This is a genomic window from Pseudomonas sp. 28 E 9 (assembly GCF_900004785.1).
Taxonomy (GTDB): Bacteria; Pseudomonadota; Gammaproteobacteria; order Pseudomonadales; family Pseudomonadaceae; genus Aquipseudomonas; species Aquipseudomonas orientalis_A.
On sequence record NZ_CVTK01000008.1, the window covers coordinates 82,354 to 96,830 of the forward strand.

A 14,477-nucleotide genomic window follows, 5' to 3' on the forward strand; every position below is an offset into this window, starting at 1 on the left:
GCACCGGGTTTTTTAATGCTTTGAAATCACTCAGGCATCCAGCTCGGCCCAACGCTCAACCAGCGCTTCCAACTCCTGGTTCAACGTCTCCAGGGTGGCGATGACTTTGGCGGTTTCCGCCGCCGGGCGCTGGTAGAAACCGGCGTCAGCCATCTCTGCCTCTACTGCGGCAATCTGCTGTTCCTTGGCGTCGATATCACCCGGCAAGGCTTCCAGCTCGCGCTGCAGCTTGTAGCTGAGCTTTTTCTTGGCCGAAGGCGCAGCTTCCTGTGCCGGAGCAGCAGCGGCCACGGGCGCGACGACCGCAGAGGTCAGGTCGGCCTTGCCGGACTTGCTTTCGGTCACGCCCAAAAGGCGCGGCGAACCGCCCTGGCGCAGCCAGTCCTGATAACCACCGACGTACTCGCGCACCTTGCCCTCGCCTTCGAAGACCAGGGTGCTGGTGACCACGTTGTCGAGGAATGCCCGGTCGTGGCTGACCATCAATACGGTGCCGTTGAAGGTCAACAGCACTTCTTCGAGCAACTCGAGGGTTTCCACGTCGAGGTCGTTGGTCGGTTCGTCGAGTACCAGCAGGTTCGCCGGCTTGCTGAATAGCTTGGCCAGCAGCAGGCGCGCGCGCTCGCCACCGGACAAGGCTTTCACCGGGGTACGCGCACGTTGCGGGCTGAACAGGAAGTCGCCCAGGTAGCTGAGGACGTGGCGGCTCTGGCCGTCGATGTCGATAAAGTCGCGACCTTCGGCGACGTTGTCGATCACGGTTTTCTCCAGGTCCAACTGGTGGCGCAGCTGATCGAAGTAGGCGACGTCGATACGCGTGCCCTCTTCCACCGTGCCGCTGGTCGGCTGCAGACCGCCGAGCATCAGCTTGAGCAAAGTGGTCTTGCCGGTGCCGTTGGCGCCCAGCAGACCGATACGGTCGCCGCGCGCCAGGACCATGGAGAAGTCCTTGATCAGGAACGGACCTTCCGGGTGATGGAAGCTGACGTTCTCCAGCACCATGACCTGCTTGCCCGACTTGTCGGCCGTATCGAGCTGGATATTGGCCTTGCCGGTACGCTCGCGACGTTCGCTGCGCTCAACCCGCAGTGCTTTCAACGCGCGTACACGGCCTTCGTTACGGGTGCGACGCGCCTTGATGCCCTGGCGGATCCAGACTTCTTCCTGGGCCAGTTTCTTGTCGAACAGCGCGTTGGCGGTCTCTTCAGCCGAGAGTGCGGCTTCCTTGTGCACCAGGAAGCTGGCGTAGTCGCCGTTCCAGTCGATCAGGCCGCCACGGTCCAGTTCGAGGATGCGGGTGGCCAGGTTTTGCAGGAAGGAACGGTCGTGCGTGATGAACAGCACGGCGCCCTGGAAATCCTTGAGGGCTTCTTCCAGCCAGGCGATAGCGCCGATATCCAGGTGGTTGGTCGGCTCGTCGAGCAGCAGCAGATCCGGTTCGGACACCAGGGCCTGGGCCAGCAGCACGCGACGACGCCAGCCGCCGGACAACTGGGCGAGGGTCTTGTCGGCCGGCAGTTGCAGGCGGCTCAGGGTGCTGTCGACCAGTTGCTGCAAGCGCCAGCCATCGCGGGCTTCGAGGTCTTGCTGGACGTGCATCAGCTTGTCCAGGTCGGCTTCGGTGACGCAGTTCTGCGCCAGGTGATGGTATTGCGCAAGCAATTCGCCAACGCCGTCCAGGCCTTCGGCGACCACGTCGAACACTGTCCGCTCGTCGGCTACCGGCAATTCCTGCGGCAATTCGCCAATCTTGAGGCCCGGAGCGCGCCAGACAGAGCCCTCATCGGGCTTCTGGTCGCCTTTTACCAGCTTCATCATGCTCGACTTGCCGGTGCCGTTGCGGCCGATGATGCACACCCGCTCACCACGGGCGATCTGCCAGGACACCTTGTCCAACAACGGCATAGCGCCGAAAGCAAGGGACACATCGCTGAATTTGAGCAGGGTCATACGCTTCTCCAAAAACTGGGCGCGCATTCTACCTGAGTTGAGGGTGGGATGCGGCCTGCATTTTCGCTGCCGACACGTTCTGCAGGACATTTTCCGCGAACTTCAACCAACCGGCCGGCAAAGCTTTCGCCGGCCGCTGGCAAAAGGCTAAGCTAGGGGCAATCAGTGTCGGCGATGCCGGTGCTAGTCGTGATTTCTCTGCACGGACGTCTCATGCGCAGTCGCCTTTTCAACTTTTTATCCTGTCTGCTTCTTTCCACCACCGCCGTTCAATCTGCCCAGGCCGTGGACCTCACCACCCAACGTCAATATTACGATGAAGCCAAGCGCGCCCTCGCCAAGGGTGACAGTGGCCCCTACATGCAATACAGCCAGGCCCTGGCCGACTACCCGCTGACGCCGTACCTGGCGTATGACGAACTGACCGCACGCCTTAAAACCGCGAGCAACCAGGAAATCGAACAGTTTCTCGCCAAAAACGGCGACCTGCCCCAGGCCAACTGGATGAAGCTGCGCTGGTTGCGCTGGCTGGCCGAACGGGGTGATTGGCAGACCTTTGAAAAGTACTACGATACCAAGCTCAATTTCGTCGAGCTGGACTGCCTGCACGGCCAGTACCAACTGACCCACAACCTCAAGGCCGAAGGCTACAAGACCGCCGAGAAGCTGTGGATGACCGGCAAATCCCAGCCGGCCGCCTGCGATGTGACCTTTGGCCAGTGGGCATCCGACGGTCAGTTGACCGAGCAGAAAATCTGGGACCGCACCAAGCTTGCCGCCGAAGCACGCAACTACGCACTGGCCAACAGCCTGGTGAAAACCCTGCCGACGCTCGGCGCCCAGGGCCGCCTGATGATCGACGTGGCGCAAAAACCCGACATGCTCGGCGACCCGTCGCGCTTCCTGCCGGCCACCGAGGCCATGTCCGACGCCGTGGGCCTGGGCCTGCGCCGACTGGCCCGCCAGGACCCGGACAAGGCCATGGCCCTGCTGGACGGCTACGCCAGCAGCATGCACTTCTCCCGTGACGAAAAAGTCTCGATTGCCCGGGAAATCGGCCTGACACTCGCCCGTCGCTATGACCCTCGTGCGTTGGACGTCATGACCCAATACGACCCGGAGTTGCGCGACAACACCGTTTCGGAATGGCGCCTGCGCCTGCTGCTGCGCCTGGCGCGCTGGGAAGATGCCTACCAACTGACCCGCAAGCTGCCCCAGGACCTGGCCACCACCAACCGCTGGCGCTACTGGCAGGCGCGCAGCCTGGAGCTGGCCGAACCGAAAAACCCGCAGGCGCTGGTGCTGTATAAAAACGTGGCCAAGGAACGCGACTTCTACGGTTTCCTCGCCGCCGACCGCTCCAAGACCCCTTACCAGTTGAACAACAAACCGCTGGTGATGAGCCAGGCGCTGGTCAATAAAGTGCGCAATACCCCAGGCGTGCGCCGTGCCCTGGAGTTCTATGCTCGTGGCCAGATCGTCGATGGCCGCCGCGAGTGGTACCACGTCAGCCGTCACTTCAACCGTGATGAAATGGTCGCGCAGGCGAAGCTGGCCTACGACATGAAGTGGTACTTCCCGGCGATCCGCACGATCAGCCAGGCACAATATTGGGACGACCTGGACATCCGCTTCCCGATGGCCCACCGCGACACCCTGGTGCGCGAAGCCAAGGTGCGCGGCCTGCATTCAAGCTGGGTGTTCGCAATTACCCGCCAGGAAAGCGCCTTCATGGACGATGCCCGCTCCGGTGTCGGCGCCAGCGGCCTGATGCAACTGATGCCCGGCACCGCCAAGGAAACCGCGCGCAAGTTCAGCATTCCCCTGGCCTCCCCGGCCCAGGTGCTGGACCCGGACAAAAATATCCAGCTCGGCGCCGCCTACCTGAGCCAGGTGCACAGCCAGTTCAACGGCAACCGTGTGCTCGCTTCCGCCGCCTACAACGCCGGCCCCGGCCGCGTGCGTCAATGGCTGCGCGGTGCCGATCACCTGAGTTTCGACGTGTGGGTGGAGAGCATCCCGTTCGACGAAACCCGCCAATATGTACAGAACGTGCTGTCTTATTCGGTGATCTACGGGCAGAAGCTCAATTCGCCGCAGCCGTTGGTGGATTGGCATGAGCGGTATTTTGATGACCAGTAAGAGGGGCAGCTTCAAGCGGCAAGTTTGAAGCTTCAAGAGGAATGCCCGTATTGAGAGATGCGGGCATTTTTTTATGAGTCGGCTTTACACCGCCTCAGCCAGCGCCAGGCTCAGGGCTTGCAACATGAATTCAACAAAGGGCGTCGCTTCTGCCTGCTGATCCGCCGCCGACAGCGCAGCATAGTAGGCATCCTGCTGATCCCGAATGACCGCCTCCACTGGCAGATAAGCCAGCGCCGGGCGCCATTGGCTGAGTATCAACGTTTGCCAGAGCCGCCCCATTCGTCCATTGCCGTCTGCAAAGGGATGGATGAATTCGAACTCGTAATGGAATACACAACTGGCGATCAAGGGGTGCCAATCTGAAGCTGACTGCCATTGCAGCAAATCATCGATCAGATGCGCGACGCGACTCGCAGGCGGCGCCATATGAACCAATTGCTCGCCGCGATAAATGCCAACCCCCGAGTGACGAAACCGTCCGGCATCGTCTATCAATCCGAACATCAGCAGTTCGTGGGCTTTGAGCAGGTCAGCACGATCACTCGGCGTCCAGTGCGGCATCGCCTCATAGGCTGCAAAGGCGTTGCGCACTTCCTGGATTTCCCGTGGCAGGCCCAGTACTCGCTTACCCTCCAGGACAGCGGTGACTTGCTCGACGCTGAGCGTATTGTTCTCGATCGCGAGCGAAGCCTGAATGGTGCGAATCCGATTACCGCGCCTCAGCTGAGGCGTCTGGCGGCTATCGTTGCCCGCCGAGAGCTGACCGATCTGCTCACTGATATCGGCTACCAGCGCCAGCATCTTTGTCGTCAGCGTCAACGGAGGTTGATAACGGCTCATATCCTCATCCAGATCATTTATCGAAAGGCCCTATGATGCCCTAAGGCGCAAGCACACTGCAGCTTCATTCCTCCTGCCCGCCATCACTGAACTGCAACGCCGCCAACCGCGCATACAGCGGATTGCTCGCAATCAACTGCTGATGCGTGCCCACGGCCACCAGTTTGCCCTGGTCCATCACCGCTATCCGGTCGGCGTTTTTCACCGTGGCCAGGCGATGCGCGATCACCAGGGTGGTACGGCCCTGCATCAATTGCGGCAGGGCTTGCTGGATCAGGTGTTCGCTCTGGGCATCAAGGGCGCTGGTGGCTTCGTCGAGCAGCAGGATGGGGGCATCCACCAGCAAGGCACGGGCGATGGCCAGGCGTTGCCGCTGACCACCGGAGAGGCCCAGGCCACCGTCGCCCAGGTGGGTCTGGTAGCCGTCGGGCATTTGCAGGATGAAGTCATGGGCATGGGCGATACGCGCAGCGGCCTCGACCTGTTCGCGGGTGGCGGTGGGGTTGCCGTAGCGGAGGTTGTCTTCGATGCTGCCAAAAAACAGCGCCGGGCTCTGGGAGACCAGGGCGAAGTGGCGGCGCAGGTCCAGCGGGTCGAGTTCGGTCAGCGGCCTGCCTTCGAGCAGGATGCGGCCTTGCTGGGGGTCGTAGAAGCGCAGCAACAGGTCAAAGAGCGTCGATTTGCCCGCGCCGGAAGGGCCCACCAGCGCGAGGGTTTCGCCGGGGTTGATCGTCAGGTTCAGGCCATCGATGGCGTAGCTGTCTGGCCGCGACGGGTAGCAAAAGCGCAGGTCCTCAAGCGTCATGCGCCCGCTGACACGCGCCGGCAAGCGTACGCTGCCGCTGGCCGGCGCCTGGATGTCGTTGCTCGACTGCAACAGCTCGCCAATTCGCTCCGCCGCACCGGCGGCCCGCTGCAATTCGCCAAGCACTTCGCTCAAGGTGCCGACGGCGCTGCCGACGATCAGGCTGTAGAACACGAACGCCGCCAGCTCACCGCCGGAAATGCGCCCGCTGATCACGTCCATACCGCCCACCCACAACATCACGCCCACGGCGCCGAGCACCAGCATGATCACCAGGGTAATCAGCCAGGACCGCTGCAGGATGCGTTTGCGCGCGGTGGCAAACGCCTCTTCCACGGTCAGGGCAAAACGCTGTTCGTCCTGCGCCTGATGGTTATAAGCCTGCACGGTCTTGATCTGGCCCAGGGTCTCGGCCACGTAGCTGCCGACATCAGCGATGCGGTCCTGGCTCTGCCGTGACAGGCTGCGCACACGCCGGCCGAAGATCAGGATCGGCGCCAGCACCAGCGGCAACGCCACCACCACAATGCTGGTGAGCTTGGGGTTGGTGATGAACAGCAGCACGATACCGCCAATGACCATCAAGGCATTGCGCAGGAACAACGACAGTGATGAGCCGATCACCGATTGCAGCAAGGTGGTGTCGGTGGTCAGGCGCGACTGGATTTCCGAGCTGCGGTTGTTCTCGTAGAAACCGGGATGCAGGTAGATCAGGTGGTTGAACACTTGCCGGCGAATGTCCGCCACTACGCGCTCGCCGATCCACGACACCAGGTAGAAGCGCGTGAATGTGCCCACCGCCAGGCCCAGCACCAGCAGCATGAACAGGCCGATGGACTGGTTGAGCAGATGCGGTGACTGGGTCATGAAACCCTGGTCGACCAGCAGGCGAATGCCTTGCCCCATGGACAAGGTAATACCGGCGGTGACGATCAGCGCCAACAGGGCGCCCAGCGCCTGCCAGCGGTAGGGCGCGATAAAGCGGCTGGCCAGGCGGATCGCGCGGCGTTGACGGGTTGAGAACATACGGGCTTCACCACTGACGGAGTCTAACCCTCAACATTGGGGGAACTTGCGCAAATAACAATGAGTCAGGTTAATTATGCCCGCCGACAGAGGCCGCTAGAGGCTATCGGTCTAAGACTGATCTGGAAATATGTGCCGGTTTCTGGTGGACTGGGTGTCCGAACCGGTGAACGTGTATGGAGTTGTAACAGCTCGGTCACGCGGGGGAATTAAAGTAGGTACACAACCTGATGAGGAGACAGGCCATGACCTTGCAAAACAGCAGCAATGCCAAGATTGAAGTGATCCGCCAACCGCAGGCGCTGCCTTGCTCTTACATCGATGCCAAGGGCCGCGAAGTGCAGATTACCGAAGAAATGATCCAGCAAGCATGCAGCGAACTGGAACAGCGCCTGGTCAAGCCTGCGCAGCAAGGCTGAAACGCCCATGCTCTTTCAAACCCGGCCCAGGTGGCCGGGTTTTTTATCGGCTGTCTAAACGCAGACCGCTCCCAGTGCGGTCACGATGTTGGACAACACGGCCGACTCGCCGTTGATGCGCACCTTCAGGCCATCAATCTCGCGGCGCTCCGGGTAGTGCTTGCGCAATAAGTCAAAGGCCTTGCGCTGCTCGTCCACCGTTCCCACAAAGCTGCGACGCAAATCCGCATCATCGCGGCGCGGGTCGTACACGCTGCGACACAAGGTCGCCAACGCCCAGGCCGGGTCGGTCGACGCGTTCAGGTGCACCTCGGCCAGCCACGGTTGCGGCAGCAGGTCGCTCAAGTGGATGCTCGGCTCCTGGCCCAGGTGGGCACAGAACGCCTGATAGACCTGCGCCGTGCCGCGCTGCTTGCCGTCGAGGCTGTAGCCGGCGATATGCGGGGTGGCCAGTACGCACAGGTCAGCCAGGTCGGCATCCACCTGCGGTTCGCCCTCCCACACATCCAGCACCGCTTGCAGATCTTCGCGCTCAAGTAATACGTCGCGCAGGGCGGCGTTATCCACCACCGCGCCTCGACTGGCGTTGATCAGCCATGTGCCGGGCTTGAGTTGTTCCAGGCGCTGGCGATCAAACAGATGCCAGGTGGCGCCATTGCCGGACTTGATCAGCGGCGTGTGCAGGCTGATCACGTCGCATTGCTCGATGATCTGTTGCAGGCTCACGTAGTCGCCGTCTTCGGCGATCTGTCGTGGCGGGTCGCAGACCAGCACGTTCCAACCCAGGCCCTCGAGCACCTGGACCAGCCGCCCGCCGACCTCACCGGCGCCCACGATGCCATAAGTACGCCGGGTGAGGTCGGCCCCTTCGATTTCGGCCAGGGTCTGCAAGCTGCCCAGCACATAATCCACCACGCCCCGCGCATTGCAGCCCGGTGCGCTGGACCACTGGATACCGGCCTGGCGGAAATAATCAAGGTCCAGATGATCGGTGCCGATGGTGCAGGTGCCGACAAAACCCACCTTCGAGCCCTCAAGCAGGGCGCGGTTGACGTTGGTCACCGAACGCACCAGCAGCACATCGGCCTGCTCCACCGTGGCGCGGTCAATCGAACGGCCGGGTACGCGGCGAATCTCGCCAAATCCCTGGAAAAATGCATCGAGCAGCGGAATATTTTCGTCGGCAACAATCAGCATGGCGGGCTCCTTTGGCGGATCAGCAGTGTACAGGCATGGGATTGAAGTGACACATGGGTTATGGGGTGCCTGTGTAGTCGCATTACAAATCAGCAACACAGGTTTTTTCCTGACCGTTGCGTCAAGGCGTAGAATCCGCCGTCCTTGCGACTGCCTTTTTGATTGGACACCTGTACGTGAACACCGCGACCGCTACCCTCACCCGCCCCGCCCGCATCCGTCGGGAAGTGCGCGGCCTGCTGACACTGGCCCTGCCGATCATGATCGGCCAACTGGCAACCACCGCGATGAGCTTTGTCGACGCGGTGATGGCCGGTCGGGTCAGCCCCAAGGACCTGGCGGCGGTGGGCCTGGGTAACTCGATCTGGATCCCGGTGTACCTGCTGATGACTGGCACCCTGCTGGCCACCACGCCGAAAGTCGCGCAGCGCTACGGGGCGGGCAAGCTCAACGAAATCGGGCCTTTGGTGCGTCAGTCATTGTGGCTGGCCGTGGTGGTCGGCCTGTGCGGCGGCCTGTTGTTGCTGTGCGCCGAGCCGATACTGCATGTGATGAAGGTCGAGCCCGACCTGATCGAGCCGTCCATGGGCTATCTGCATGGCATCGCGGCCGGGATGCCGGCCATTGCGCTGTATTACGTGTTTCGCTGCTTCAGTGACGGCCTGGGCCGTACGCGGCCGAGCATGGTCATGGGCCTGATTGGCCTGGCGCTGAATATTCCGCTGAACTACATCTTCATCTACGGCCATCTCGGCCTGCCGGCCATGGGCGGCGTGGGGTGCGGCTGGGCCACGGCGATTGCAATGTGGGTGATGATGCTCGGCATGGCCGGGTGGACGCGCTGGGGCGCGGCGTATCAGAGCAGCGAATTGTTCAAGCGCTTCGACTGGCCACAATGGGCGGTGATCAAGCGCGTACTGGGGATCGGCCTGCCGATTGGCGTGGCGATCTTTGCCGAATCGAGCATCTTCGCGGTCATCGCCCTGCTGCTGGGCAACCTGGGCGCCACGGTGGTATCCGGCCATCAGATCGCGCTGAATGTCAGCTCCCTGGTGTTCATGATTCCCTACTCCCTGAGCATGGCCGTCACCGTGCGCGTCGGCCAGGCCCTGGGCCGTGGCGAACCGCGTGAAGCACGCTTTGCCGCAGGCGTCGGCATGGGTACGGCGCTGGCCTATGCCTGCCTGTCCTGCAGCCTGATGCTGGTGTTTCGCGAACACATTGCGTCGATCTACACCCCCGACCCGGTGGTGATCCACCTGGCATCGATGCTGATCGTGTTCTCGGCGCTGTTCCAGTTCTCCGACTCGATCCAGGTCACCGCCGCCGGTGCGCTGCGCGGCTATCAGGACACGCGGGTGACCATGCTGCTGACCTTGCTCGCCTACTGGGGCGTGGGGTTGCCGGTGGGTTACGCCCTGGGGCTGACCGACTGGCTGGGCGAACCCAGCGGCCCAAGCGGTTTGTGGCAGGGCCTGATCGTAGGCCTGAGTTGCGCGGCGGGCATGCTGCTGGTGCGCCTGGCGCGCAGTGCGCGCCGACGCATCCGGGCAGGCACCGCGCTCACGCGCGCCCTGTAGGAGCGAGCTTGCTCGCGAAAAACCTGAGAACGCCGGGTTAAACCAGAAGCGCTGCGTGATCGTTAGCGTTTTTCGCGAGCAAGCTCGCTCCTACAGGGGTTCGGCGGCTTTTTTGCGGATCCAGTAAAGGTACGTGCCGGCCTCTTCTTGTTGACTGACCAGTTCATGGTCAAGGAACACACAGAACTTGGGAATATCGCGGCGGGTCGACGGGTCGGTCGCGATCACCTTGAGCAGGCCGCCCGGCGGCAGGTCGCGGATGTGCTGGTGCAGCATCATCACCGGCTCCGGGCAGTTGAGGCCGGTGGCGTCGAGGGTGCCGTCGACAGGCAATTCAAGACTCATACTTCACTCCTAAAACCAACCCGATCTCCTGTGGGAGGGGGTTTGCCCCCGATGACGGGGGCACATTCAACATCAATTTCGACAGTGATACCGCTATCGCAGGCAAGCCAGCTCCTACATTGGATATCAGTGTCTCTTGGGTTTCTTTACGTCCACCAACCGGCGCAAGTGGCACGTCACTTCCTCACGGTCGTGGTACAGCTGCTTGCAGCCGATTTCCACACGAATGCCGCGGGCCTTGAAGCCCTCTTCGATGCGCTCAAGCAAACGCTTCACTTCGGCATAGCGCTGTTTCATCGGCAACTTCAAGTTGACCACCGCCTCGCGGCAATGTCCCTCGCCGATCCAGGTTTCCAGCAACGCGGCGTTGCGCGCGGGCTTCTCGACGATGTCGCACACCATCCAGTCCACCGGCTGCTTGGGCACGAAGGTGAAGCCGTCGGCCATCAAGTGCTGCACCAGGCCAGTGTCCATCAGGCTTTCGGCCATGGGGCCGTTGTCGATGGCGGTCACCAGCATGCCCCGGTTGACCAGTTGCCAGGTCCAGCCACCGGGGGCCGCGCCGAGGTCGACACCGGTCATGTCGCCGTGCAGGCGTTCGTCCCATTGCTCGCGGGGGATGAAGTGGTGCCAGGCCTCTTCCAGCTTCAAGGTCGAGCGGCTGGGCGCGTCACGCGGGAATTTCAAGCGCGGGATGCCCATGGGCCACATAGCCGAGTTGTTCGACTCGGCCAGGCCCATGAACACTTCGCGGCCGCTCTTGAACGTCAGCAGCAGGCGCGGCTTGCTCGGGTCGTCCACCAGCCGGCCGGCGTTAAGCAAGGCTTTGCGCAGGTGCACTTCGAATTTCTTGCAGAAGTTCGACAGTTCCTTGCCGTCGTTGGTATCGACCATCTCCAGCCACAGGCTGCCGCACACCGGAAACGCGCGCAGGTGGGCGAGGATCACGCTGATGCGGTCGGTTTCCGGCAGGTCGATAAACACCCCGCGCGCCCACTGCCTTGGGAAGATCAGCTCGGCGAAGCGCTGGCCGTGCATCAGGCGCTGCGCGCCGTCTTCTTCAGTGCAGACAAATTCGGCGCAAGCGCTGCCGGTCTTGGCCTTGGCGTAGCCGGACACGTTCAGGCGCGCGGCGTGTTCCGCGATCTCGGAACAGACTTCGCCTTCAAAACCCGGGCGGCAGTGCATAAAAAGGGTGTTCAATTGAATCTCCTGGCAACTGGATTGCTCTATCGCAATACCTGTCATGAAAACGCGCGCATGATAGCCGAGTTCGGAACCTTGGACTCAGCGATAGAGTCCAGTTATTAGCCTGCTAATGAAAACAGCGCTAAGTTGAACGCTCTGTTCGTCCCGTCAGGTCCGTGGCCGTGCGGATCAAAAGGAGTCATGTAATGTCATCCCTCGATAGCCTGAGAACCCTTAAGACACTGCAAATAGACAGCAAGACCTACCACTACTTCAGCCTACCCGAAGCCGCCAAGAGCCTGGGTGACCTGGACAAGCTGCCGATGTCGCTCAAAGTGCTGCTGGAAAACCTGCTGCGCTGGGAGGACAACAAAACCGTCACCGGCACCGACCTCAAGGCCATCGCCGCCTGGCTCAAGGAACGCCAGTCCGACCGCGAAATCCAATACCGCCCCGCCCGCGTGCTGATGCAGGACTTCACCGGGGTGCCCGCCGTGGTCGACCTGGCCGCCATGCGCGCCGCCGTGGCCAAGGCCGGGGGCGATCCGCAGCGCATCAACCCGCTGTCGCCGGTGGACCTGGTGATCGACCACTCAGTGATGGTCGACAAGTTCGGCAACGCCGACGCCTTCGAGCAGAACGTCGATATCGAAATGCAGCGTAACGGCGAACGCTACGCCTTCCTGCGCTGGGGCCAGAGCGCCTTCGATAACTTCAGCGTGGTGCCACCGGGCACCGGCATCTGCCATCAGGTCAACCTGGAATACCTGGGCCGCACCGTGTGGACCAAGGAGGAAGATGGCCGCACCTACGCCTTCCCCGATACCCTGGTAGGCACCGATTCCCACACCACCATGATCAACGGCCTCGGCGTACTCGGCTGGGGCGTGGGCGGGATCGAAGCGGAAGCGGCGATGCTCGGCCAGCCGGTGTCGATGCTGATCCCGGAAGTGATCGGTTTCAAGCTCACCGGCAAATTGAAGGAAGGTATCACCGCCACCGACCTGGTGCTGACCGTGACCCAGATGCTGCGCAAAAAAGGCGTGGTCGGTAAATTCGTCGAATTCTATGGCGACGGCCTGGCAGATCTGCCCCTGGCCGACCGTGCCACCATCGCCAATATGGCGCCGGAATACGGCGCCACCTGCGGCTTTTTCCCGGTCGACGAGGTAACGCTGGACTACCTGCGCCTGTCCGGTCGCCCCGCGGAAACCGTCAAGCTGGTCGAGGCCTACACCAAGGCCCAGGGTCTGTGGCGCAACGCCGGCCAGGAGCCGATCTTCACCGACACCCTGGCCCTGGACATGGGCAGCGTCGAAGCCAGCCTCGCCGGGCCGAAACGCCCGCAGGACCGCGTCGCCCTGCCCAATGTGGGCCAGGCGTTCAGTGATTTCCTCGACCTGCAATTCAAACCCACCAGCAAGGAAGAAGGCCGCCTGGAAAGTGAAGGCGGCGGTGGCGTCGCCGTGGGCAATGCCGACCTGGTGGGCGAAGCCGACTACGAATATGAAGGCAACACCTATCGCCTGAAAAACGGTGCCGTGGTCATCGCCGCCATTACGTCGTGCACCAACACCTCCAACCCCAGCGTGATGATGGCGGCCGGGCTGCTCGCGAAGAAGGCCGTGGAAAAAGGCCTGACGCGCAAACCGTGGGTCAAGAGTTCGCTGGCGCCGGGCTCGAAAGTGGTCACCGACTACTACAACGCGGCCGGCCTCACTCACTACCTGGACACACTCGGTTTCGACCTGGTGGGCTACGGCTGCACCACCTGCATCGGCAACTCCGGGCCGCTGCCCGAGCCGATTGAAAAAGCCATCCAGAAAGCCGACCTCACCGTGGCATCGGTGCTGTCCGGCAACCGCAACTTCGAAGGCCGTGTGCATCCGCTGGTGAAAACCAACTGGCTGGCCTCGCCGCCCCTGGTGGTGGCCTACGCGCTGGCCGGTACAGTGCGTATCGACATCAGCAGCGAACCACTGGGTAACGACCGGCAGGGCAACCCGGTGTACCTGAGGGACATCTGGCCCAGCAGCCAGGAGATCGCCGACGCGGTGGCCCAGGTCACCACGGGGATGTTTCACAAGGAATACGCCGAAGTCTTTGCCGGCGACGAACAGTGGCAGGCGATCGAGGTACCGCAGGCGGCGACCTACGTGTGGCAAGCGGATTCCACCTATATCCAGCACCCGCCGTTCTTCGACGATATTGCCGGCCCGCTGCCGGTGATCGAGGACGTCAAGGGCGCCAACGTGCTGGCCCTGCTCGGCGACTCGGTGACCACCGACCACATCTCCCCCGCCGGCAACATCAAGACCGACAGCCCGGCCGGGCGCTACCTGCGCGAGCAAGGCGTGGAGCCACGGGACTTCAACTCCTACGGCTCACGTCGCGGCAACCATGAAGTGATGATGCGCGGCACCTTTGCCAACATCCGTATCCGCAATGAAATGCTCGGTGGTGAAGAAGGCGGCAACACGCTGTATATCCCCACCGGCGAGAAGATGGCGATCTACGATGCCGCCATGAAGTACCAGGCATCGGGCACACCGTTGGTGGTGATCGCCGGCCAGGAATACGGCACCGGTTCGAGCCGCGACTGGGCGGCCAAGGGCACCAACCTGCTGGGGGTCAAGGCGGTGATCGCCGAGAGCTTCGAACGTATCCACCGCTCCAACCTGGTGGGCATGGGCGTGCTGCCGCTGCAGTTCAAGCTGGACCAGAACCGCAAGGCGCTCAAGCTTACCGGCAAGGAGAAGATCGATATCCTCGGGCTGACCGATGCCGAGATTGAGCCACGGATGAACCTGACGTTGGTGATTACACGCGAAGATGGCAGCAGCGAGAAGGTTGAGGTGCTGTGCCGGATTGATACCTTGAATGAAGTGGAATACTTCAAGGCCGGTGGGATTCTGCACTATGTATTGCGCCAGTTGATCGCCAGCTGAAGATCGCTGCAGATCAAATGTGGGAGGGGGCTTG

General features: G+C 62.1%; 9 protein-coding genes and 1 pseudogene. 4 read left to right on the forward strand and 6 right to left on the reverse strand.

From position 1 onward, the window contains the following. Positions 1 to 30 precede the first annotated feature (30 nt). On the reverse strand, positions 31 to 1,950 hold the full coding sequence (locus BFQ00_RS00625; RefSeq protein ID WP_065886332.1) for an ATP-binding cassette domain-containing protein: 1,920 nt from the start codon (positions 1,948 to 1,950) through the stop codon (positions 31 to 33). Positions 1,951 to 2,163: 213 nt separating this feature from the next. Between BFQ00_RS00625 and BFQ00_RS00630 the strand changes: the two genes are divergently transcribed. Beyond that, positions 2,164 to 4,092: a transglycosylase SLT domain-containing protein gene (locus BFQ00_RS00630; RefSeq protein WP_065932330.1), complete on the forward strand. Its 1,929-nt coding sequence runs from the start codon at positions 2,164 to 2,166 to the stop codon at positions 4,090 to 4,092. Positions 4,093 to 4,179: 87 nt separating this feature from the next. On the opposite strand, the pseudogene BFQ00_RS00635 reads toward BFQ00_RS00630, so the two are convergent. Both BFQ00_RS00635 and BFQ00_RS00640 read right to left on the reverse strand, forming a co-directional pair. After that, positions 4,180 to 4,935, reverse strand: a pseudogene (locus BFQ00_RS00635) (Fic family protein); the annotation flags it as partial. 64 nt (positions 4,936 to 4,999) lie between these two features. Continuing rightward, positions 5,000 to 6,766, reverse strand: a complete 1,767-nt coding sequence (locus BFQ00_RS00640) for an ABC transporter transmembrane domain-containing protein (protein ID WP_065932332.1) — start codon at positions 6,764 to 6,766, stop codon at positions 5,000 to 5,002. Between the two features lie 245 nt (positions 6,767 to 7,011). Here BFQ00_RS00640 and BFQ00_RS29555 point away from each other — a divergent pair, with 245 nt between their 5' ends. Further along, complete coding sequence (locus tag BFQ00_RS29555) at positions 7,012 to 7,185, forward strand: PA1571 family protein (RefSeq protein ID WP_163001695.1); 174 nt, start codon at positions 7,012 to 7,014, stop codon at positions 7,183 to 7,185. Positions 7,186 to 7,239: 54 nt separating this feature from the next. On the opposite strand, the gene pdxB is transcribed toward BFQ00_RS29555, so the two are convergent. After that, positions 7,240 to 8,382, reverse strand: coding sequence for a 4-phosphoerythronate dehydrogenase PdxB (gene pdxB / locus BFQ00_RS00645; RefSeq protein WP_065932333.1), 1,143 nt, complete (start codon positions 8,380 to 8,382; stop codon positions 7,240 to 7,242). 176 nt (positions 8,383 to 8,558) lie between these two features. Here pdxB and BFQ00_RS00650 point away from each other — a divergent pair, with 176 nt between their 5' ends. Then, positions 8,559 to 9,962 (forward strand): MATE family efflux transporter, encoded by a 1,404-nt coding sequence (locus tag BFQ00_RS00650; protein ID WP_065932334.1) that lies wholly within the window; start codon positions 8,559 to 8,561, stop codon positions 9,960 to 9,962. Positions 9,963 to 10,052: 90 nt separating this feature from the next. Here the strand turns inward: BFQ00_RS00650 and tusA are convergent, their stop codons facing one another. Continuing rightward, on the reverse strand, positions 10,053 to 10,307 hold the full coding sequence (gene tusA, locus BFQ00_RS00655; protein ID WP_065886327.1) for a sulfurtransferase TusA: 255 nt from the start codon (positions 10,305 to 10,307) through the stop codon (positions 10,053 to 10,055). 126 nt (positions 10,308 to 10,433) lie between these two features. Then, positions 10,434 to 11,510, reverse strand: a complete 1,077-nt coding sequence (gene rlmM / locus BFQ00_RS00660; protein WP_065895781.1) for a 23S rRNA (cytidine(2498)-2'-O)-methyltransferase RlmM — start codon at positions 11,508 to 11,510, stop codon at positions 10,434 to 10,436. A gap of 191 nt (positions 11,511 to 11,701) precedes the next feature. On the opposite strand from rlmM, the gene acnA reads away from it, so the two are divergent. Then, positions 11,702 to 14,443 (forward strand): aconitate hydratase AcnA, encoded by a 2,742-nt coding sequence (gene acnA, locus BFQ00_RS00665; RefSeq protein WP_065893518.1) that lies wholly within the window; start codon positions 11,702 to 11,704, stop codon positions 14,441 to 14,443. Positions 14,444 to 14,477 lie beyond the last annotated feature (34 nt).

Coding starts and splice junctions, on each gene's coding strand:
- BFQ00_RS00625 (WP_065886332.1), bottom strand. CDS start 1,950: ATGACCCTGCTCAAATTCAGCGATGTGTCCCTTGCTTTCGGCGCTATG.
- BFQ00_RS00630 (WP_065932330.1), top strand. CDS start 2,164: ATGCGCAGTCGCCTTTTCAACTTTTTATCCTGTCTGCTTCTTTCCACC.
- BFQ00_RS00640 (WP_065932332.1), bottom strand. CDS start 6,766: ATGTTCTCAACCCGTCAACGCCGCGCGATCCGCCTGGCCAGCCGCTTT.
- BFQ00_RS29555 (WP_163001695.1), top strand. CDS start 7,012: ATGACCTTGCAAAACAGCAGCAATGCCAAGATTGAAGTGATCCGCCAA.
- pdxB (WP_065932333.1), bottom strand. CDS start 8,382: ATGCTGATTGTTGCCGACGAAAATATTCCGCTGCTCGATGCATTTTTC.
- tusA (WP_065886327.1), bottom strand. CDS start 10,307: ATGAGTCTTGAATTGCCTGTCGACGGCACCCTCGACGCCACCGGCCTC.
- acnA (WP_065893518.1), top strand. CDS start 11,702: ATGTCATCCCTCGATAGCCTGAGAACCCTTAAGACACTGCAAATAGAC.